The 19,009-nt window shown below is 33.5% G+C and carries 25 protein-coding genes; all 25 read left to right on the top strand.

What is annotated here, in order from left to right; translation table 11 throughout:
* Window positions 1-43 precede the first annotated feature (43 nt).
* Window positions 44-1,279, top strand: a complete 1,236-nt coding sequence (locus tag NU08_RS03370; RefSeq protein WP_129745860.1) for a beta-ketoacyl-[acyl-carrier-protein] synthase family protein — start codon at window positions 44-46, stop codon at window positions 1,277-1,279.
* Window positions 1,272-1,526 (top strand): acyl carrier protein, encoded by a 255-nt coding sequence (locus tag NU08_RS03365; RefSeq protein ID WP_008465907.1) that lies wholly within the window; start codon window positions 1,272-1,274, stop codon window positions 1,524-1,526. The genes NU08_RS03370 and NU08_RS03365 overlap by 8 nt, the downstream gene beginning before the upstream one ends.
* Window positions 1,527-2,426, top strand: coding sequence for a lipid A biosynthesis acyltransferase (locus NU08_RS03360; RefSeq protein ID WP_129745859.1), 900 nt, complete (start codon window positions 1,527-1,529; stop codon window positions 2,424-2,426). It begins immediately after the preceding gene.
* Window positions 2,427-2,562: 136 nt separating this feature from the next.
* Window positions 2,563-3,465: a dialkylrecorsinol condensing enzyme DarA gene (locus NU08_RS03355; protein WP_129745858.1), complete on the top strand. Its 903-nt coding sequence runs from the start codon at window positions 2,563-2,565 to the stop codon at window positions 3,463-3,465.
* 17 nt (window positions 3,466-3,482) lie between these two features.
* The gene (locus tag NU08_RS03350) at window positions 3,483-4,616 is read left to right on the top strand and encodes a beta-ketoacyl-ACP synthase III (protein WP_129745857.1); all 1,134 of its coding nucleotides are present in this window, start codon (window positions 3,483-3,485) and stop codon (window positions 4,614-4,616) included.
* The gene (locus NU08_RS03345; protein WP_129745856.1) at window positions 4,616-5,047 is read left to right on the top strand and encodes a hypothetical protein; all 432 of its coding nucleotides are present in this window, start codon (window positions 4,616-4,618) and stop codon (window positions 5,045-5,047) included. The genes NU08_RS03350 and NU08_RS03345 overlap by 1 nt, the downstream gene beginning before the upstream one ends.
* Before the next feature lie 7 nt (window positions 5,048-5,054).
* Entirely contained in the window at window positions 5,055-5,519 is a 465-nt protein-coding gene (locus NU08_RS03340; RefSeq protein WP_129745855.1) for an ABC transporter permease, read from the top strand.
* A 29-nt stretch (window positions 5,520-5,548) separates the two neighbouring features.
* The gene (locus tag NU08_RS03335) at window positions 5,549-5,953 is read left to right on the top strand and encodes a hypothetical protein (RefSeq protein ID WP_111368937.1); all 405 of its coding nucleotides are present in this window, start codon (window positions 5,549-5,551) and stop codon (window positions 5,951-5,953) included.
* On the top strand, window positions 5,954-6,952 hold the full coding sequence (locus NU08_RS03330) for a BtrH N-terminal domain-containing protein (protein WP_129745854.1): 999 nt from the start codon (window positions 5,954-5,956) through the stop codon (window positions 6,950-6,952).
* A gap of 63 nt (window positions 6,953-7,015) precedes the next feature.
* Window positions 7,016-7,714 (top strand): ABC transporter ATP-binding protein, encoded by a 699-nt coding sequence (locus NU08_RS03325; RefSeq protein WP_165352401.1) that lies wholly within the window; start codon window positions 7,016-7,018, stop codon window positions 7,712-7,714.
* Complete coding sequence (locus NU08_RS03320) at window positions 7,704-8,987, top strand: ABC transporter permease (RefSeq protein WP_165352400.1); 1,284 nt, start codon at window positions 7,704-7,706, stop codon at window positions 8,985-8,987. The genes NU08_RS03325 and NU08_RS03320 overlap by 11 nt, the downstream gene beginning before the upstream one ends.
* Window positions 8,962-9,411, top strand: coding sequence for an acyl-CoA thioesterase (locus NU08_RS03315; RefSeq protein ID WP_129745852.1), 450 nt, complete (start codon window positions 8,962-8,964; stop codon window positions 9,409-9,411). The genes NU08_RS03320 and NU08_RS03315 overlap by 26 nt, the downstream gene beginning before the upstream one ends.
* A gap of 163 nt (window positions 9,412-9,574) precedes the next feature.
* Entirely contained in the window at window positions 9,575-10,714 is a 1,140-nt protein-coding gene (locus NU08_RS03310; protein WP_129745851.1) for a beta-ketoacyl synthase N-terminal-like domain-containing protein, read from the top strand.
* 316 nt (window positions 10,715-11,030) lie between these two features.
* Window positions 11,031-11,516: a hypothetical protein gene (locus tag NU08_RS03305; protein WP_129745850.1), complete on the top strand. Its 486-nt coding sequence runs from the start codon at window positions 11,031-11,033 to the stop codon at window positions 11,514-11,516.
* Window positions 11,517-11,554: 38 nt separating this feature from the next.
* Window positions 11,555-12,172 (top strand): 3-oxoacyl-ACP synthase, encoded by a 618-nt coding sequence (locus tag NU08_RS03300; protein WP_129745849.1) that lies wholly within the window; start codon window positions 11,555-11,557, stop codon window positions 12,170-12,172.
* Between the two features lie 2 nt (window positions 12,173-12,174).
* Window positions 12,175-12,432 (top strand): phosphopantetheine-binding protein, encoded by a 258-nt coding sequence (locus tag NU08_RS03295; protein WP_008465883.1) that lies wholly within the window; start codon window positions 12,175-12,177, stop codon window positions 12,430-12,432.
* A gap of 142 nt (window positions 12,433-12,574) precedes the next feature.
* The gene (locus tag NU08_RS03290) at window positions 12,575-13,771 is read left to right on the top strand and encodes a beta-ketoacyl-[acyl-carrier-protein] synthase family protein (protein ID WP_129745848.1); all 1,197 of its coding nucleotides are present in this window, start codon (window positions 12,575-12,577) and stop codon (window positions 13,769-13,771) included.
* Complete coding sequence (locus tag NU08_RS03285) at window positions 13,771-14,835, top strand: beta-ketoacyl synthase N-terminal-like domain-containing protein (protein ID WP_129745847.1); 1,065 nt, start codon at window positions 13,771-13,773, stop codon at window positions 14,833-14,835. The genes NU08_RS03290 and NU08_RS03285 overlap by 1 nt, the downstream gene beginning before the upstream one ends.
* Entirely contained in the window at window positions 14,832-15,608 is a 777-nt protein-coding gene (locus NU08_RS03280; RefSeq protein ID WP_129745846.1) for a polysaccharide deacetylase family protein, read from the top strand. Before NU08_RS03285 ends, NU08_RS03280 begins: the two co-directional genes overlap by 4 nt.
* Before the next feature lie 60 nt (window positions 15,609-15,668).
* Window positions 15,669-16,295, top strand: a complete 627-nt coding sequence (locus tag NU08_RS03275) for an outer membrane lipoprotein carrier protein LolA (RefSeq protein ID WP_129745845.1) — start codon at window positions 15,669-15,671, stop codon at window positions 16,293-16,295.
* Window positions 16,261-16,896: a hypothetical protein gene (locus NU08_RS03270; protein WP_129745844.1), complete on the top strand. Its 636-nt coding sequence runs from the start codon at window positions 16,261-16,263 to the stop codon at window positions 16,894-16,896. The genes NU08_RS03275 and NU08_RS03270 overlap by 35 nt, the downstream gene beginning before the upstream one ends.
* A gap of 37 nt (window positions 16,897-16,933) precedes the next feature.
* Window positions 16,934-17,521 carry a porin family protein gene (locus tag NU08_RS03265; RefSeq protein WP_066033150.1) on the top strand — a complete coding sequence of 196 codons (588 nt, stop codon included), beginning with the start codon at window positions 16,934-16,936 and terminating at the stop codon, window positions 17,519-17,521.
* Between the two features lie 2 nt (window positions 17,522-17,523).
* Window positions 17,524-18,135, top strand: coding sequence for an outer membrane beta-barrel protein (locus tag NU08_RS03260; protein WP_129745843.1), 612 nt, complete (start codon window positions 17,524-17,526; stop codon window positions 18,133-18,135).
* Window positions 18,136-18,140: 5 nt separating this feature from the next.
* The gene (locus NU08_RS03255) at window positions 18,141-18,512 is read left to right on the top strand and encodes a 3-hydroxyacyl-ACP dehydratase (protein ID WP_129745842.1); all 372 of its coding nucleotides are present in this window, start codon (window positions 18,141-18,143) and stop codon (window positions 18,510-18,512) included.
* 2 nt (window positions 18,513-18,514) lie between these two features.
* Window positions 18,515-19,000, top strand: coding sequence for a hypothetical protein (locus NU08_RS03250; RefSeq protein WP_129745841.1), 486 nt, complete (start codon window positions 18,515-18,517; stop codon window positions 18,998-19,000).
* The last annotated feature ends 9 nt before the right edge of the window (window positions 19,001-19,009 follow it).

The raw sequence follows: 19,009 nt of genomic DNA, 5'->3' as shown, positions 1-19,009 counted from the left end.
TAAAAATTACACTTTAAGGATAAAAAATTACTTTTGAAAGACGATGAATAGAAGAGTTGTAATTACTGGAATGGGAATTTATTCTTGTATCGGAACTTCTTTAGACGAAGTAAAAGATTCGTTGTACGAAGGAAAATCTGGTATTCAGTTTGATTCTGAACGAAAAGAATTTGGTTTTCAATCGGCCTTGACAGGAATGGTTCCGAAAACCGATCTTAAAAATTTATTGACAAGAAGACAACGTATGAGCATCGGCGAAGAAACCGAATATGCTTATATGGCCACTATAGAAGCATTGAAAAATGCGAATATTGATGACGCTTTTTTTGATACTCACGAAGTAGGTATTATGTACGGAAACGATAGTGTTTCTAAAGCTATTATTGATGCAACAGATATTATACGAGAGAAAAAAGACACTGCTCTAATTGGTTCTGGAGCCATTTTCAAATCGATGAATTCTACGGTTACGATGAATCTTTCCACGATTTTTAAACTTCGCGGCATCAATCTTACCGTTAGTGCGGCCTGTGCAAGCGGTTCTCACTCTATTGGTTTGGCTTATTTTTTAATTAAAAGCGGTTTTCAAGACATTGTAATTACTGGCGGAGCTCAAGAAATCAATAAATATGCAATGAGCAGTTTTGACGGATTAGGTGTTTTTTCTAACAGAGAAGGAGATCCAACAAAAGCTTCAAGACCTTTTGATGCTGGTCGTGATGGACTTATCCCTAGTGGCGGAGGAGCCACTTTAATTCTTGAAAGTTACGAATCTGCAATTGCGCGCGGCGCCAATATTATCGCAGAAATTGGTGGTTACGGATTTTCTTCAAACGGAGGACATATCTCAACGCCAAACGTTGAAGGACCTGCAACAGCAATGAAACGTGCGCTTGACGATGCAAAATTAGAAGCTTCAGATATTGAATATATAAATGCTCATGCAACCTCAACTCCTGTTGGAGATGCAAACGAAGCAAAAGCCATTTTTGAGGTTTTTGGAGAAAAAAATCCTCCGGTAAGCTCTACAAAATCAATGACTGGCCACGAATGCTGGATGGCAGGAGCCAGCGAAATCATTTATTCTATCTTAATGATGCAGCATGATTTTATCGCGCCAAACATCAATTTGGAAACTCCAGACGAAGATGCGTCAAAATTAAATTTAGTTAAAACTACGTTAAACAAAAAATTTGACATATTTTTGTCCAATTCTTTCGGTTTCGGAGGAACCAACTCTGCGTTGGTGGTTAAAAAGTTTAAATTGAACAATGAATAAAGAAGAGATTATAGCAAAAATTAATGGTTTTTTAGTTGATGAATTTGAAGTTGATAATGACGACATTGAACCAAATGCTAATTTAAAAGATACACTTGGGTTAGACAGTCTGGATTATGTTGACTTAGTCGTTTCAATAGAGGCAAACTTTGGTGTAAAACTAGTTGAAGCAGATTTTGTTGGAATTTCTGATTTTCAAAGTTTTTATGACTTAATCGAAACTAAAATCAAAGCCAAATCAGCTTAAATGAGTCAATGGGATGGTAAATCCAAAGGAACTGTTTTAGGTTATAAAATATTCGTTTTTTTAATTCAAAAAGCGGGTGTAAAAGCTGCTTATGTCTTACTTTATTTTGTTGCTTCCTATTATTTTTTATTTCTAAGAAAAAGCAATAAAGCCATTTTCTATTACTTTAAAGAAAGACTTCAGTATTCCTATTTCAAATCTAAAAAAATGGTTTTCAAAAGCTATTACACTTTTGGGCAAACCATTATTGATAAAGTTTCCATTTCTGCTGGAATGAGAAACAAATTTACCTACGAATTTGACGGAATAGAAACGCTTAAAAAACTACTTGCCGAGAAAAAAGGTGGCGTTTTAATCAGTGCCCATGTTGGTAATTTTGAAATTGCTGAACACTTTTTAGGTGATATTGATCTTAATTTCCAAATCAATCTTGTTACAACAGATTTAGAACATTCTGCCATTAAAAATTATCTGGAAAGTGTTTCTAAAAAACCTACTGTAAAATTCATTATTATAAAAGAAGACCTCTCGCATATTTTTGAGATTAATGCCGCTTTAGCCAAAAACGAATTAATCTGCTTTACAGGCGACCGTTATTTTGAGGGAACAAAATCACTTTCTGAAAACCTTCTGGGCAAAGAAGCCAATTTTCCTGCAGGTCCGTTTTTAATTGCTTCAAGATTAAAAGTTCCTGTAGTTTTTGTTTATGTAATGAAAGAGCCAAATCTTCATTATCATTTGTACGCACGAGAAGCCGAAGTAAAACATCGTGACGAAAAAGCGCTTTTGAAAGAATATGTAAAAAGCGTTGAAAGCATTCTTCATCGATATCCTTTACAATGGTTCAATTATTTTGATTTTTGGAACCAGTTAGAAAACAAAAATTCATTGCCAAAATAGCATCAAACAAACACTTTTCGGTTTAGTTTTTTTCAATAAATCAAAAAATTGGGAATTCTATGTCATTGGTCGAAATAAGAAAATTCGTTTAAATAAATTTACTTACTTTTGCGAACCACCAAAGCCAAAAAACCTAATGAAAAATGTTCTCGTAATTTATTATTCTCAATCTGGACAATTGGAATCTATTGCAAGAAATATTGCAAAACCGTTTCTAAATTCAGAAGAAATAAATCTTACTTTTCACGAAATACAATTAGAAAAACCATTTCCGTTTCCTTGGAACAAAGAATCATTTTTTGATGCATTTCCAGAATCGTTTTTACAGATTCCGACTGCATTAAAACCTGTTCCAGAAGAAATTCTAAACACAAAGTTTGATTTGGTATTATTTCATTATCAGGTTTGGTATTTATCTCCTTCAATTCCGATCAATTCATTTTTGAAAAGTGACGATGCCAAGAAAATTTTGAACAATACGCCTGTTATCACCATCAGCGGTTCAAGAAATATGTGGATTATGGCTCAGGAAAAAATCAAAGTTTTACTCAGAAAAGCCAATGCCAATTTGGTTGGAAATGTAGCTTTGGTTGATCGCGTTGGAAATTTAATCAGCGTTATTACCATCGTAGAATGGATGTTTTCTGGAGTTAAGAAAAAATATTTAGGTATATTTCCGCTTCCAGGAGTTTCAGAAAAAGACATACAAGAATCCAGTCAGTTTGGAGAAATTATGCTTGATTCTTTACAACAAAATAATTTAGCACAATTACAGCCAAAATTGGTCGAGGCCGGGGCTGTAAAAATAAGTTCATATTTAGTGACTGTTGACAAAACGGCCAACAAAATTTTTAATAAATGGTCAAATATCATTTATAAAAATCAAAAAAAACGAAAACAGCTGCTTAAAGTATTTAATGTTTATTTATTCCTTGCGATATGGTTAATTTCACCAATAGTGTATATATTGCACCTTATTACCTATCCGCTTAAGTTAAAAACTATAAAAAAGGAAACTCAATATTATCAGGGAGTTTAGAAGACGAAATTTAGATTATGTTTGAAGTATATATTACAAAAGCTGCAAAATATTTGCCAAACGAAGCCGTTTCAAATGATGAAATGGAAGCCTATTTAGGCCTTATCAATGATACTGCTTCAAAAGCAAGACGTATTATTTTGCGCAATAATAAAATTACAAGCCGATATTACGCTGTTGACAAAGAAGGAAAAAGCACGCACAGCAATGCCGAATTAACAAGAAATGCTATTTTACCGTTATTCGACGAAAATTTTACGCCTCAGGATTTAGAAGTACTTTCATGTGGAACCTCGACTCCCGACATTTTTCTGCCTTCGCATGCCGCGATGGTGCATGGTCTGCTAAAAAATAAATCGGTAGAATTAAACTCTTCAACAGGAGTTTGCTGTGCCGGAATGAACTCTCTTAAATTTGGTTTTCTTTCTATTAGATCTGGAAATTCAAAAAATGCAATCTGCACAGGATCTGAAAAAGTTTCAACCTGGCTGAATGCTCAAAAATACAATCACGAGGCTGATAATTTAAAAAGCCTTGAAGAACAGCCAATCATTGCTTTCAAAAAAGATTTCCTTCGTTGGATGTTGTCTGATGGTGCTGGAGCTTTTTTATTAGAAAATAGGCCAAGAGGACCAATTTCGCTAAAAATCGAATGGATGGAAGCTTTTTCGTATGCGTACGAATTGGAAACTTGCATGTATGCAGGAGGCGATAAATTAGAAAATGGAGAAATTAAAGGCTGGAGCGATTATTCGCCAGAACAATGGCTAAATGAGTCTGTTTTCTCTATAAAACAAGACGTTAAATTATTAGACGAATTTATCCTGTCTAAAGGTGCAGAAAGCATGAAAGACGCTATGGATAAAAACAATATTAAATCGGAAGATATCAATTACTTTATTCCTCACGTTTCTTCAAACTTTTTTGTGGAAGGACTGAAGAAAGGATTAAACGAAAAAGGTATCGGAATGAGCGATGACAAATGGTTCATGAATCTTTCTAGAGTTGGAAATGTTGGCTCTGCTTCTATTTATCTGGCTCTTGAAGAATTAATGAATTCAGGAAATTTGAAAAAAGGAGATAAAATTTTATTATCTGTTCCAGAAAGTGGAAGATTCTCTTTTGCTTACGCATATTTAACGGTTTGCTAATGGAAACAATGGCACTTCTAGAAAAAGAAATGGTAGAAAATTTATTACCGCAAAAGTTCCCTTTTGTGATGGTAGATGCTATGCATTCTTATTCTGAAACTTCTTTGGTTGCTAGTTTAGAAATTCAAAGTAATAATATTTTTGTTGCTGAAAATACTTTTCTGGAAGCGGGATTAATAGAACACATGGCACAATCTGTGGCATTGCATACAGGATATCAATATTTTTTGAGAAACGAAATTGCTCCGACGGGCTACATTGGTTCTATTAAAGAAATTGAAATTAAAAAGCTTCCAAACGTTAACGACAACATTCAATCTGAAATAACCATTCTGCAAGAATTTGCAGGAATTACTTTAGTGGATATTGTAACGACTTTAAATAATGAAGAAATTGCCAGAGGACAAATGAAAACTGTTTTGGCAAAATAAAATTATAATGAAAGCTACTGCTGTTGACATACAAAATTATTTACCGCACCGAGCGCCAATGCTTATGGTGGATTTGATTTTGAATATTGATTCAAGTTCAGTAGAAACTGTTTTTCTTGTTGAAGAAGACAATATTTTCGTTCAAAACAATGTTTTTATTGAAGCAGGTTTAATCGAAAACACCGCTCAGACTTGTTCGGCAATTGTTGGAAAAAAATATTTTTTTGACGACAACGGACTTGAAAATGAAAACGTAAATGTAATTGGATTCATTAGTGCTTTGAAAAATGTAAAAATTCACGCACTCCCTAAAGTCGGTGATAGCATTATAACCAAAGCCGATTTGGTTTCTAAATTCACTGGCGACGATTATACTTTATGCACCATGAGCTGTAAAAGTTCAGTCGAAAACCAGATACTCTTAGAATGCGAAATTAACTTGTTTATTCAGAAAACAATTTCGGTTTCGTAACAATTCCACTTGAAAATAATAACTAGGTAATGGAAAAAGATAAAGTACCTCAGGATCAAAGCAACTTAACGAAAAACAACGTTAAAGAACTTTTGTACGCAACAGATGAAAATGGTAATTATACCACAACATTAAGTACGGGCTGGGAACCCAAAACGATAGCACTTTCAAATTCTATTGACGAAATAAACGAAAGAATTGCCGATGCGAAACAGCAGGTTTTAAACGGCGAAGTAAGTCCGATTGTGTATTTTATGGAAGCCAATAAAATGGATCTTAACATATTATCAAGTTATGTTGGGTTTTGGAAATGGCGTGTAAAAAGACATTTTAAACCTAGTGTTTTTGCCAAATTAAACGATAAAATCCTGAAAAAATATGCTGATACTTTTGGAGTATCAATCGAAGAATTAAAAAACAGCATTACCAAATAAATGGAATTAACTTTCACACATCATCAGTCTGCTCATTGCGAGAATGGAGTAGCGTCAAATCTGCTAAAAAACAGCGGACTAAACATTAGCGAACCGATGGTTTTTGGTATTGGCTCTGGATTGTTTTTTGTATATCTGCCTTTTATAAAAGTAAATCATGCACCAGCAATCAGCTATAGAACTTTGCCTGGACAGATTTTCAATAAAGTGGCGACCCGTTTAAATTTAAAAATAAAAAGACAAAAATTTTCTTCTATAACAAATGCGAATAAAGCTTTAGACGAAAATTTAAAAAATAATATCCCGACCGGATTACAGGTTGGCGTTTACAATTTAAGTTATTTTCCTGACGAATATCGTTTTCATTTCAATGCACACAATTTAGTCGTTTACGGAAAAACCGAAACCGGATATTTAGTGAGCGATCCTGTAATGGAAACCGTTACGACTTTAACTTACGAAGACATGAATAAAGTACGTTTTGCCAAAGGAGCTTTTGCACCTCGCGGTCAAATGTACTATCCAATTCAGATTCCAAAAGAAGTTGATTTAAAAAGCGCCATCATAAAAGGAATCAAAAATACGTGTCGAGATATGCTTGCGCCAATGCCAATTGTTGGCGTTCGCGGCATCAAAATGGTTTCTCGCCAGATTCGAAAATGGCCTGCAAAACATGGCGTTAGAAAAGCCAATCATTATCTGGCGCAAATGGTTCGTATGCAAGAAGAAATTGGTACTGGAGGCGGTGGTTTCCGTTTTATTTATGCGGCATTTTTACAGGAAGCTTCGGTTATTTTGGGTAACGAAGAACTGAAAGAACTTTCTAAAGAAATGACTCAAATTGGAGATTCATGGCGTGATTTTGCTGTTGAAGCTTCACGAATTTATAAAAACAGAAGTGCCAAAGAAGATGCCTACAACACTATTGCCGATGAACTTTTGGACATTGCCAATAGAGAAGAAATCTTTTTCAAAAAACTAAAAAAAGCGATCAGCTAAAACACTATTTTGCAGTCTATCATTCAAATAGAATCCCTTTCGAAAAAGTACAAAAATGCAGAAATGTATTCTTTGAACAATGTTTCGCTAAATATAAATGAAAGTCAGATTTTTGGTTTGCTCGGTCCAAATGGTGCGGGAAAAACAACCTTAATCTCCATGCTTTGCGGATTGGTAAAACCAACTTCAGGACATTTCACAATTGATGGTTTAGACTATCAGCATCATGCTTCAAAAATTAAAAAAATCATAGGCGTTGTTCCTCAAGAATATGCTTTGTATCCAACTTTGACTGCCAGAGAAAATCTGCACTATTTTGGAAGCATGTACGGTCTAAAAGGTTTTGATTTAAAAGATAAAGTAATAGAAACTTTGGATCTTTTGGGTTTATTGAAATTTGCCGACAAACAAGTTCAAACTTTCTCAGGCGGAATGAAACGCCGTGTAAATCTGATCGCAGGAATTCTACATAATCCGAAAGTTTTGTTTTTGGATGAGCCAACAGTTGGTGTCGATGTTCATTCTAAAACTGCCATTATCGATTATTTGAAAGTGTTGAACCAAAACGGAACGACTATTATTTATACTTCGCATCATTTGGCTGAAGCCGAAGATTTCTGTTCGCAAATTGCAATTTTAGACCAAGGACAAATTTATGCGCAAGACACTCCGTCGGCATTAATTGAATCTACAAAAGATGCTCGAAATCTCGAAGATGTTTTTATTTCATTAACCGGTAAAGCGTTGAGAGATGATATATAAAATTTGGATGTCGGTAGTAAAAGAATTCCTTTTGCTAAAAAGAGATTTAGGCGGATTGATTATTTTATTTATCATGCCTTTGGTTTTGGTAATTGCCGTAACCTTAATTCAAGACAGCACTTTTAAAGCCGTAACCGATTCTAAAATTCAGATTCTTTTGGTCGATAAAGACAAAGGATCTGTGTCGAAAACCGTTTTTGAGAACTTAGAAAAAAGCAAAAACTTTATCATTGTAACACAAATTGACCATAAACCGATTACCGAAGAAATGGCCAAAGAAAATGTGTACAAAGGAAAATTTCAATTGGCAATTGTAATTCCAGAAAACTTAAGTTCAGATTTACAGGAAAAAGTGAATCAGAATGTAGAGAAAATCGTCAGCAATTTAGGTTTGACCGATAGTACAACAGCTGCCGAACCCCAGCGCGTCATTAAAGAAAAAGAAGTAAAACTGTATTTTGATCCAGCGGTTCAGATGAGTTTCAAAAATGCCGTTATGAGTTCGATTGACAAAATGATTTCTCAGATTGAAACCAAATCGATTTACAGCACTTTTCAAAAACAATTAGGAGAAGAAACAATCGATTTTGAACAGAAAAACTTCATTACTTTCAAAGAAATAATTCCGAGAATCAACAACAAAGAAGTTCGACCAAATTCGGTGCAGCATAATGTTCCGGCGTGGACACTTTTTGCGATCTTTTTTATTGTCATTCCGTTATCTATCAATATTGTAAAAGAAAAATCGCAGGGAACTTTTGTTCGATTAAGAACCAATCCGGTTTCTAATCTAGTTGTTATTATTGGAAAAACCATCACCTACTCGATCATTTGTATGATTCAGTTTTATATGATGGTTGCCGTTGCCGTTTTCTTATTTCCATCAATCGGATTGCCTTCTTTAAATATCGAAGGGCATTTCTTTTTGACCAGTGTTGTGGCCTTATTTTCAGGTTTTGCAGCAATCGGCTTCGGAATTTTATTGGGAACTGTCGCAAGCACGCAAGAACAATCTGCTCCTTTTGGCGCTACAAGTGTGATCATTTTAGCGGCGATTGGTGGTGTTTGGGTTCCTGTTTTTGCAATGCCAAAAATCATGCAATATATCGCAAAATCATCTCCAATGAACTGGGGACTAGAGGCTTTTTACGATGTTTTATTGCGTAACGTTTCTTTCGTCGAAATCATACCAAGAATAAGTTTATTATTTTTGTTTTTCATTATTACCACTTCCATCGCATTATTTTATGATAAAAAGAAAAGAGCAGTTTAAAGAAGCTACAGATCTAACCGTTTCACACGAAATCAGGATTCGTTTTAACGAAACAGATCCGCTTGGAATTGTTTGGCACGGCAATTACATCACGTATTTTGAAGATGGACGAGAAGCTTTTGGACGTCAGCATGGACTTACTTATCTGGATATTGCCAAAACGGGTTATACTACGCCAATTGTAAAATCGACTTGCGAACATAAATTATCTCTGCGTTATGGTGATGTGGTAACAATTGAAACAACGGTTGTTGATACGCCAGCTGCCAAAATGATTTATCGTTTTAAAATTATTGATGACAAAGGAGAAGTTGCTTGCACAGGCGAAACAACTCAGGTTTTTTTAGATTCAGCAGGAAATTTAATGCTGACAAATCCGCCTTTTTATGAGGAATGGAAACGAAAAGTGGGATTAATAAAATAAAGTTTTAGCCACGAATTTCACGAATTAACACGAATTAAAAATAAAAGAATCTGTGCAAATCTGCTTAAATCTGCAAAATCTGCGTGAAACCTTTTTCAGATAAAGCTTTAAAATAAATACCTACAAGGTTTTGGAAACCTTGCAGGAGAAATCGAAATTTAAAATGTTAAGAGAAATATACATTACAGAAACGAACTGTATCACGCCTTTAGGTTTTGATGTTGAATCAAATGTTGAAGCCATTCTTCGTGGTGATTCTGGAATTCAGCTTCATAACGATGTTTCTTTGATGCCGAATCCGTTTTATGCTTCGATTATTTCTGATGAAAAAATAAACACTGCTTTTTCAAAAATTAGTACTGAAACAAAATATTCCCGTTTAGAGAAAATGATGATTTTGGCTTTAGAGCCGATTATCAAAAATTCAAACGTAGAATTAAATTCAAAAACCGCTTTTATACTTTCTACCACAAAAGGAAATGTAACTGCTTTGGCAAATGATTCTAAGGAAAGTTTCAACAACGCGCATTTAGATGTTTTGGCTAAAAACGTTGCCGATTTCTTCGGATTCCAAACTCAGCCAATTGTAGTTTCGAATGCCTGCGTTTCTGGAATTTTAGCCATTTCTGTTGCCAAAAGAATGATTCAATCTGAACTTTACGATACTATTTTTGTGGTGGCGGGCGACGAAGTTTCAGAATTTGTTTTGTCTGGCTTTAATGCTTTTCAAGCCATGAGCGAACTGCCTTGCAAACCGTATTCTAAAAACAGAACTGGAGTAAGTTTAGGCGAAGCAACTGCAGCTGTTTTAGTTTCGGCAGAAGCGAAAAACGCTAAAATAAAAGTAATTGGCGACAGTTCAATAAACGATGCCAATCATATTTCTGGACCTTCAAGAACAGGCGAAGGTTTGTTTAGAAGTATTCAGAATGCTTTGAAAGAAGCTCAAATTGAAGCAAACAAATTAGATTATATTTCAGCACACGGAACCGCAACGCCTTATAATGACGAAATGGAAGCGATTGCTCTAACTCGTTTAGACTTACAAAATGTCCCCGTAAATAGTTTAAAAGGATTTTACGGTCATACACTAGGCGCTTCGGGATTATTGGAAACAGTTATAGCGATAGAATCTGCCAATCAAAATACCCTTTTCGAATCTAAAGGTTTTGATGAAATTGGGGTTAGTGAAAATATTAATGTGATTGAAAAAAACGGAGAAAAGAATATTGAATATTTCCTGAAAACGGCTTCTGGTTTTGGAGGTTGTAATACGGCTGTGATTTTTGAGAAAATGAAATAAAAGATAATAAAAACTATTTATTAAAGAATGATGAACCGTTCAATTCTCTTTCTTTTAAAATAGCATTAACAATTTTTATAATTTTTATTTTTGAAACAGATTGATTTTCTAGAGCCATTGTAGAATAGACGGTTTTAACTAGAACTTTTGATAAAAAGCTTTTTTGTTTTAATTGCGGATATTTTTCGTAAAATTTCATATAATCACAAAGCTATAAAAAATAAGTATTGATAATTTTTTTTAAATCAACTGTTCGGAATTCCGAACAGTTCATAAAAAGCAACTTGTAAGTTCAATATTAATAAACATACATTTTATGAATGAAATAGCAACTCAAATTCCTTATAAAGAAATTTTACTTTCTCTATTAACTTTTCTAAGTGCTTTTTTATTATGGCGTATTCAATATCAAAAAGATAGAGTTAAAAATATTGAAAGCCAATTATCTGAAAAAAAATATAAAATGTACTCTGAATTTATTTATATTTTATTCGATGTAACTAACGCTACCAAAACAGGTAAAGCAATAAGTGACAAAGAAATTGTAAAACGAATGGCAGAAATAAAACGAGATATGTTTATTTATGCTCCCGATAAAGTCTTTAAAAAATTCACAGAATGGACTTTAAAAATAAACGGAGGAGGCTCTGGAATTAAGCATTTTAAAACATATTTTGAACTAATGAAAATGATTAGGGAAGATATGGGAAATAAAGGCACTCAATTAAAGCTTGATGATTTTATGTTATTCTACATGCAAAGTGAAGAAGAATATGAAAAATTTAAAGAAATCCATTTTTAAGTGGATAAATTATACTTACTCCCTTTTATTTATTTTCAATGACTCAAAACAAAACCGACATACAATCCTACATCACCATCCAAAACAACGAAATTGTTTTGAACGGAACTTCTGTATTCAAAATTGAACCAACCGATTTTGCTGATTTCTCCAAACAAGCTTATCGCAATTTTGAAATGCAATATCCAAAGTTTTTCAAAATGGATGCTTTGAGCAAACTGGCTTTTTTAGGATCAGAATTGCTTTTGAGTCCGATAACCTCAACGGAGCAAGAAAATAATATCGCTTTGGTTTTGGCTAACAAATCGTCGAGTTTAGACACCGATGTAAAATATCAGGAATCGATTTCAGACAAAGAAAACTATTATCCGAGTCCGGCGGTCTTTGTTTATACGCTGCCAAATATTTGTTTGGGCGAAATAAGTATCCGTCATCAGCTGAAAAGTGAAAATTCTTTCTTTATATTTGACACCTTTAACACCGAATTTATGTCGAATTATTCGAATATTCTTCTGAATACAAATAAAGCAGATGTGGTTTTGTGCGGTTGGGTAGAATATTTTAACGACAATTATAAAGCTTTTTTATGTACAATTAGTACAGAAGAAAATGCAAAATATACAAACGAGACTATCAATACATTATACAATAAATAATCATGGAAGCATTAAAAGAAGAATTAAAAAATAAAATCATAACAACTTTAAACCTTGAAGATATCGCAGTAGAAGATATTGCTGATAACGATCCTTTGTTTGGAGATGGTTTAGGTTTAGACTCGATTGATGCACTTGAATTGATCGTGATTTTAGATAAAGATTACGGAATTAAATTAGTAGATCCGAAAGAAGGAAAAGCTATCTTCCAGTCAATCGAAACTATGGCGGCTTATATCAGCGCAAATAGAACGAAATAATTGTAGATTTTAGATTGCAGATTTTAGATTTCTACTGAAACTTAAAATCTGAATTTTTAAAAATCTGTCAACTTTGTCAAAGTTTGAAACTTTGACAAAGTTCTAAACAATCTAAAATCTAAAATCATAAATCTAAAATTAGATGAAAGGTGTTGCAATAACGGGAATGGGAATTATCTCTGCGATTGGTAATTCGGTTGAGGAAAATTACATTTCACTGACCGAAAACAAAATCGGCATTTCTCGTATTCAAAATATTTCGACTGTTCATGCAGATGTTATCAAAGTTGGCGAAATCAAAAAAACCAACGAAGATCTTGTTAATGAACTGAAATTAAATGAGAATAATAATTTCTCCAGAACCGCTATGATTGGCACTTTGGCAGCAAAACAAGCTGTTGAAAATGCCGGCATTACCGATATAAATGAATTTAGAACAGGACTTATTTCGGCTACAAGCGTGGGCGGAATGGACATGACGGAAAGACATTATTACGATTATTTCGAAAAACCAGAATTGACCAAATACATTACTTGTCACGATGGCGGAGATGTTGCTGAAAAAATTGCTGAAGAATTAGGTTTAAAAGGAATGGTTACAACTATTTCTACGGCTTGTTCATCCGCAGCCAATTCGATTATGTTGGGTGCAAGACTAATCAAAACGGGAAAACTGGATCGCGTAATTGTGGGTGGAGCTGATGCTTTGGCAAAATTCACCATCAACGGATTCAAAACTTTAATGATTTTGTCTGACGATTACAACAAACCTTTTGACAACACCAGAAAAGGATTAAATCTTGGAGAAGCTGCCGCTTTTTTGGTTTTAGAATCGGATGAAATTGTTGAAAAGCAAAACAAAAAAGTGCTGGCAAGAGTTTCGGGTTACGGAAATGCAAACGACGCTTTTCACCAGACTGCTTCTTCAGAAAATGGAGACGGCGCTTATTTGGCTATGAAAAAAGCATTTGAAGTTTCTGGCCTAAAACCTTCTGAAATTGATTACATCAATGTGCACGGAACCGCAACTCCGAACAACGATTTGTCTGAGGGAAGAGCTTTGCTTCGAATTTATGAAAACGAAAAAGTTCCAGATTTTAGTTCTACAAAACCTTTTACAGGACATACTTTAGCGGCTGCTGCTGCGATTGAAGCCGTTTACAGCGTTTTGGCTATTCAAAATAATGTGGTTTATCCAAACTTAAATTTTGAAACTCCGATGGAAGAATTTGATTTGAAACCGCAAACCTCATTAAAAAATAAAAACATTGATCACGTTTTATCCAACTCTTTTGGTTTTGGAGGAAACTGTTCAACTCTTATATTTTCAAAAAGCTAATGACAAAAAAAACATATATAAATGGAGTAGGCTGTATTTCGACTCAAAAAACATTTGATACTGTTTTTTTGGAAGAGGCCAATGTTAATCACGACGAAAATGTACTGGCAATTGTTCCGCCAGCGTACAAAGATTATATTTCGCCAGCTGCAAGCCGACGCATGGCAAAAGGCGTAAAAAACGGAATCGTAGCTTCGGCTTTGGCCATGAAAGATGCGAATGTTGAAAGCGTTGATGCGATTATTACAGGAACTGGTTTAGGATGTATTGAAGATTCTGAAAAATTCCTAAAAAGCATTTTAGATAATAATGAAGAGTTTTTGACTCCAACTTCTTTTATTCAATCTACCCACAATACAGTTGGAGCGCAGATTGCACTTTTACAGCAATGTAAAGGTTATAATTTTACGTATGTAAACGGTGCTGTTTCTTTTGAATCGGCACTTTTGGATGCAAAAATGCAGATTGAAGAAGATGAAGCCAATTCGATTTTAGTGGGAGGCGTAGATGAAAATGGAGATTATACCACTTCCCTTTTTAAATTAAATGGCCGTATTAAAGCAGACAATTCTGCTCCTTACGATGTTTTGAATTCTAAAACCAGCGGTGCTGTTTATGGTGAAGGCGCCAGTTTTTTTGTTTTAGAAAACGAAAGAAAAGAAAACACTTATGCCGAACTTCTAGACGTTTCTATTGTAAATACTTTGGAAGAAAATGAGGTTGAAGCAGCTGCTGTTTCTTTCTTAAAATCAAATAATTTGGAAATTTCAGACGTTGATGCTCTTATTTTAGGTTTTGACGGAAATGTCGATTTTGAGAATTATTACAGAAATCTTGCCGAAAATTCGTTTGCCCAAACTCCTGTTTTATATTACAAACATTTGAGTGGCGAATATGATACAGCTTCTGCTTTTGCTTTTTGGATGGCTGCTAAAATATTGAAAAATCAGGAAATCCCTGAAATTACAAAAGTAAATGCTGTCGAAAAATCAGACTACAAAAAGATTTTATTATACAATCAATTAAACGGAAAAAACCACAGTTTTACGCTACTATCAAAATGATAACGCATAAAAACATATCGCTGTTTTTTATCTTTTTATTGCTTTTATTGTTTCTTCTGAATCTGTATAACGCAATTCATTTTCTGTGGTTTGTTGTTGTAATTCTACTTTGGATTGGAATAAATGCTTTTGGTTCTGCTAGAATTTCTTCTAATTATCATGTAAAAGCATTTTGCAGTAATCCTTTAGAAACAGAAAAAAAAATCGCCTTAACTTTTGATGACGGTCCGAGCATTTATACTTTGGAAGTTTTAGAACTTCTGAAAAAATACAACGCCAAAGCAACCTTTTTCTGTATTGGGAAAAACATCGAAACGCATCCTGAAATTCTCCAAAAAGTGATTGATGAAGGGCACTTAATTGGAAATCATTCCTATTCTCATTCTAAATTTTTTGATTTTTATAATGCTAAAAAAATAACCGAAGAAATTCAGAAAACAGACACGCTTCTAGAAAAATTCACTTCTAGAAAAATAAACTTTTTTCGTCCGCCTTATGGAGTTACAACTCCTTCCATCAGAAGAGCTTTAAAAGTAACCGGACATAAAACAATTGGCTGGAATATCCGTTCTCTTGACGGAGGAACAAAAGATCAGGAATTAATTTTCAATCGGTTAATTAAACATATTTGTCCCGGCGGAATTGTACTTTTGCATGATACGGGAAAACATTCTGTTTTAGTCTTGGAACAGTTTTTGCAATTTTTACAAAAAAATAATTATCAAGTCGTTTCTATTGAAGAACTTTTGAATCTTAAAGCTTATGAAAATTGAACGCGGATAAAACAGATTCGCTTGCGCGAAGATGCGGATAAAAACGGATTTTATTAAAATATGAAAACTCAGATAGCTATACTAATTTTATTTATTTCAGGCAATTTGTTCGCTCAGGAACAAAAAATGACCGATGCTGAAATTGCGTCTTTTAAGCAAGATGTAAATGTTGTGGCTAAAAAAATCAAAACTTTAACTACCGATTTTGTTCAGTACAAGCATTTAGATTTTTTATCAAAAGACATTGAAACTTCAGGAAAAATGGTTTTTAAAGAGCCTGCTTTACTTCAATGGCAATATAAGAAACCGTACAATTACAGCATTACTTTCAAAAACGGAAAAATCCTGATTAACGACGAAGGAAAGAAAAGCGCAGTTGATATTGGAAACAGTAAAATCTTCGCTCGAATCAATAAATTAATTGTGGGAAGCGTAAGCGGAAATATGTTTGATGACAAAGAATTTACGATTTCGTATTTTAAATTGAAAGGTCAGAATCTGGCGAAATTCATTCCGAAAGATGCGACGCTAAAAAAATACATCAAACAAATCGAATTGACTTTTGACAAAGAAGAAGCAACTGTTGTTCAGGTAAAACTGTTAGAATCATCTGAAGATTATACCCGAATTGTACTTAAAAATAAAGTGATCAATGCAAAAATCGACGATTCAGTTTTTACTAATTAATTGCTTTCTGGCAATTGTTTTAATTTCTTGCGGCTCGGTCACAAAAAATTATACGCCTAAAAAATTAGATAAAACCTCTTATACGGTTCCGTATTTCACAGATTCAAAAACCGATTATGTTTATAAAACAAACATAACTGTTTACGGAAATGAATTGTCTGGAATTTTTATTGCCAAGAAAATAAACGACACGACACACCGAATTGTTTTTACAACCGAATTCGGAAACAAATTGATGGATTTTGAAATTTCAGAAACCGATTTTAAAGTCAATTCTATTGTTTCTGAATTAGATAGAAAAATATTAATCAATACTTTAAAAGAAGATTTTAGACTGCTTTTAAAGAAAGAATATCCGATTCAGGAACAATTTGAAAACTCTTCAAATGACATTTACAAATCGGCAGATGGAAAACGGGACAATTATATTTTTATCTCCAAAAAAGATCAGAAATTAGAAAAGATCGTTCATGCTTCTAAAACAAAAGAAAAATTTACACTGCTTTTCAATTCAGAAAACAATATTTTTGCTGAGAAGATTCAGATAATTCATCAGAATATTAAACTGAAAATTGAGCTGAATTATTTCAAATCAGAATAGAAAATTAAACAAACCATAAACTTTAAATCAATTAAAAATGAGAAATTTTGTTGTACTTGCATTTGTTTTATTAATCGGAATCCAGGCAGAAGCGCAGGTAAAAGTTAGCCCTGGACTTAGAGGCGGTTTGAATATATCAACACTAAGCAATATTGATGATAACAGTTCTAAAACTGATTTTTACGTTGGTGGATTGGTAAATATTAAATTCAATAGATTTTTTTCGGTTCAGCCAGAATTAAATTATTCAAGACAAGGTGATGAAGGAAGATACTTTGAAAATGGTCGTTATTATTCTGAAAAGTATGAGTTGAATTATATAACACTTGGAGCGGTTGCAAAATTTAACTTTAACGGTGGCGGTTTTCATCTGTTAGCAGGGCCATCTTTAGATTTAAAAGTTAGTGATAACTATATAAACACTAAACCTGAAGATTACGATCTTTCATTTGTTGGAGGTGTTGGTTATACTTTGCCAAATGGCTTAACTTTTGAAGCTCGATTCAAACAAGGGTTAATTGATATTTATGGTTACGATGGAATCGACGATGGTTATTATTATGATCAAGTAATTTTAAATCAGGTTTTCCAGCTTGGTATTAGTTATACGTTTAAAACAAAATAAAAATGAACAAAAGAATATTCTTCTTTTTTGCTGTTTTTTTTACGGTTTTAAATATTCAGGCTCAGGTAACGGCGAAACCTGGTTTAAGAGCAGGATTTAGTTTTTCGACCATTTCTGAAATGCACGCCGATTATAAAACTGATTTTTATGCTGGCGGTTTTACTGATATTAAGATTACAAAAATTTACTCGCTGCAACCAGAAATTAATTATAGCAGACAAGGTTCTAATAATGTTGCGCGAAATTATTATGACGAAGCTAGTCAAACCAATAAGGTAGAATATTTGGATTTGGATATCAATTATTTGTCACTTTCTGTAATCAATAAATTTACTCTGCCACAAGGAATTCAGTTTCAAGCGGGACCAACTTTAGATATTTTATTAAATGATAATCTTGCGGTTAGAAAAGCACAAAATGATCTTGGTTTGGTTTTAGGTGTTGCTTATGCTCTACCTTCTGGATTAACATTTGAAGCTCGATTAAAAAAAGGGCTGCTTGATGTTTTAAGCAGCGATTATTATCAAAATGACTCCAATAATTATTATTTATTTGGAGATTATAACACAAATATTAATTTTCAGTTGGGAGTTTCCTATACATTTGGAAAATAAAAAATATGATTTTACAAGATTTTTATAAAATACTATCAGAAGAAAAAGTATCTGATTCAAAATATATTGTTACCATTTTAGTCAATGAAAAACATGAGGTTTTTAAAGGGCATTTCCCTGGAAATCCTATTATGCCTGGTGTTTGTATGATTCAGATTATCAAGGAACTTACAGAATCTATTACAAAAAGTTCATTGATGATTCAGTCTTTGGCAAATGTAAAATTCATGGCGCTGATAAATCCAGAGGTTACTCCGGAACTGCGATTGGAACTTGATGTTACAGCAACTGAAGACGGTTTGGTAAAAGTGAAAAACACGACTTACTTTAACGACACAACTGCTCTTAAATTGAGTAATGTGTACAAAAAAATATAATTATGAAACTATTATTGACATTACTTTTATGGGTTAGTTTTGCTGGAACGCCAGATTTGGCTTCTATCCGCAAAATGTATGCTGATGTAGCAAAATCAGAAAGCAATGCCAAAGATTTTGTCGCAAAACTTTCTGGAGTTTCAAATAACGATGATAAAATTTTAGTGGCTTACAAAGCAGCTTCAATTTTAGTAGATTCTAAATTTGAAAAGAAATTAAGGCAAAAAATGGACCGTTTTAAAGAAGGTGCAAAATTGCTTGAAGCAACGATAAAAAGTGATCCAAGCAATATTGAAATGCGAATGATCCGATTAAGCGTTCAGCAAGATGTTCCTGCTATTACGGGTTATAAGAAAAATATCAAAGAAGATAAAAAATTCATCACAACGTATTATGCATCACAAGGTGCCGCTTTGAAAGATTATCTTAAAGACTTTGTTTTACAATCTGAAAGTTTCTCTGAAAAAGAGAAGCAATTTGTAAAGTAAGCTCAAAAA

Origin of the sequence: Flavobacterium anhuiense (assembly GCF_004151235.1) — a bacterium.
GTDB lineage: Bacteria > Bacteroidota > Bacteroidia > Flavobacteriales > Flavobacteriaceae > Flavobacterium > Flavobacterium anhuiense_A.
Note: the sequence above shows the minus strand (reverse complement) of the source record. Positions and strands in the feature narration are given on the sequence as shown.

Excerpts from the sequence above, each read along its gene's own strand:
- NU08_RS03370 (WP_129745860.1), top strand. The coding sequence starts at position 44 with ATGAATAGAAGAGTTGTAATTACTGGAATGGGAATTTATTCTTGTATC.
- NU08_RS03365 (WP_008465907.1), top strand. The coding sequence starts at position 1,272 with ATGAATAAAGAAGAGATTATAGCAAAAATTAATGGTTTTTTAGTTGAT.
- NU08_RS03360 (WP_129745859.1), top strand. The coding sequence starts at position 1,527 with ATGAGTCAATGGGATGGTAAATCCAAAGGAACTGTTTTAGGTTATAAA.
- NU08_RS03355 (WP_129745858.1), top strand. The coding sequence starts at position 2,563 with ATGAAAAATGTTCTCGTAATTTATTATTCTCAATCTGGACAATTGGAA.
- NU08_RS03350 (WP_129745857.1), top strand. The coding sequence starts at position 3,483 with ATGTTTGAAGTATATATTACAAAAGCTGCAAAATATTTGCCAAACGAA.
- NU08_RS03345 (WP_129745856.1), top strand. The coding sequence starts at position 4,616 with ATGGAAACAATGGCACTTCTAGAAAAAGAAATGGTAGAAAATTTATTA.
- NU08_RS03340 (WP_129745855.1), top strand. The coding sequence starts at position 5,055 with ATGAAAGCTACTGCTGTTGACATACAAAATTATTTACCGCACCGAGCG.
- NU08_RS03335 (WP_111368937.1), top strand. The coding sequence starts at position 5,549 with ATGGAAAAAGATAAAGTACCTCAGGATCAAAGCAACTTAACGAAAAAC.
- NU08_RS03330 (WP_129745854.1), top strand. The coding sequence starts at position 5,954 with ATGGAATTAACTTTCACACATCATCAGTCTGCTCATTGCGAGAATGGA.
- NU08_RS03325 (WP_165352401.1), top strand. The coding sequence starts at position 7,016 with ATGTATTCTTTGAACAATGTTTCGCTAAATATAAATGAAAGTCAGATT.
- NU08_RS03320 (WP_165352400.1), top strand. The coding sequence starts at position 7,704 with ATGATATATAAAATTTGGATGTCGGTAGTAAAAGAATTCCTTTTGCTA.
- NU08_RS03315 (WP_129745852.1), top strand. The coding sequence starts at position 8,962 with ATGATAAAAAGAAAAGAGCAGTTTAAAGAAGCTACAGATCTAACCGTT.
- NU08_RS03310 (WP_129745851.1), top strand. The coding sequence starts at position 9,575 with ATGTTAAGAGAAATATACATTACAGAAACGAACTGTATCACGCCTTTA.
- NU08_RS03305 (WP_129745850.1), top strand. The coding sequence starts at position 11,031 with ATGAATGAAATAGCAACTCAAATTCCTTATAAAGAAATTTTACTTTCT.
- NU08_RS03300 (WP_129745849.1), top strand. The coding sequence starts at position 11,555 with ATGACTCAAAACAAAACCGACATACAATCCTACATCACCATCCAAAAC.
- NU08_RS03295 (WP_008465883.1), top strand. The coding sequence starts at position 12,175 with ATGGAAGCATTAAAAGAAGAATTAAAAAATAAAATCATAACAACTTTA.
- NU08_RS03290 (WP_129745848.1), top strand. The coding sequence starts at position 12,575 with ATGAAAGGTGTTGCAATAACGGGAATGGGAATTATCTCTGCGATTGGT.
- NU08_RS03285 (WP_129745847.1), top strand. The coding sequence starts at position 13,771 with ATGACAAAAAAAACATATATAAATGGAGTAGGCTGTATTTCGACTCAA.
- NU08_RS03280 (WP_129745846.1), top strand. The coding sequence starts at position 14,832 with ATGATAACGCATAAAAACATATCGCTGTTTTTTATCTTTTTATTGCTT.
- NU08_RS03275 (WP_129745845.1), top strand. The coding sequence starts at position 15,669 with ATGAAAACTCAGATAGCTATACTAATTTTATTTATTTCAGGCAATTTG.
- NU08_RS03270 (WP_129745844.1), top strand. The coding sequence starts at position 16,261 with ATGCAAAAATCGACGATTCAGTTTTTACTAATTAATTGCTTTCTGGCA.
- NU08_RS03265 (WP_066033150.1), top strand. The coding sequence starts at position 16,934 with ATGAGAAATTTTGTTGTACTTGCATTTGTTTTATTAATCGGAATCCAG.
- NU08_RS03260 (WP_129745843.1), top strand. The coding sequence starts at position 17,524 with ATGAACAAAAGAATATTCTTCTTTTTTGCTGTTTTTTTTACGGTTTTA.
- NU08_RS03255 (WP_129745842.1), top strand. The coding sequence starts at position 18,141 with ATGATTTTACAAGATTTTTATAAAATACTATCAGAAGAAAAAGTATCT.
- NU08_RS03250 (WP_129745841.1), top strand. The coding sequence starts at position 18,515 with ATGAAACTATTATTGACATTACTTTTATGGGTTAGTTTTGCTGGAACG.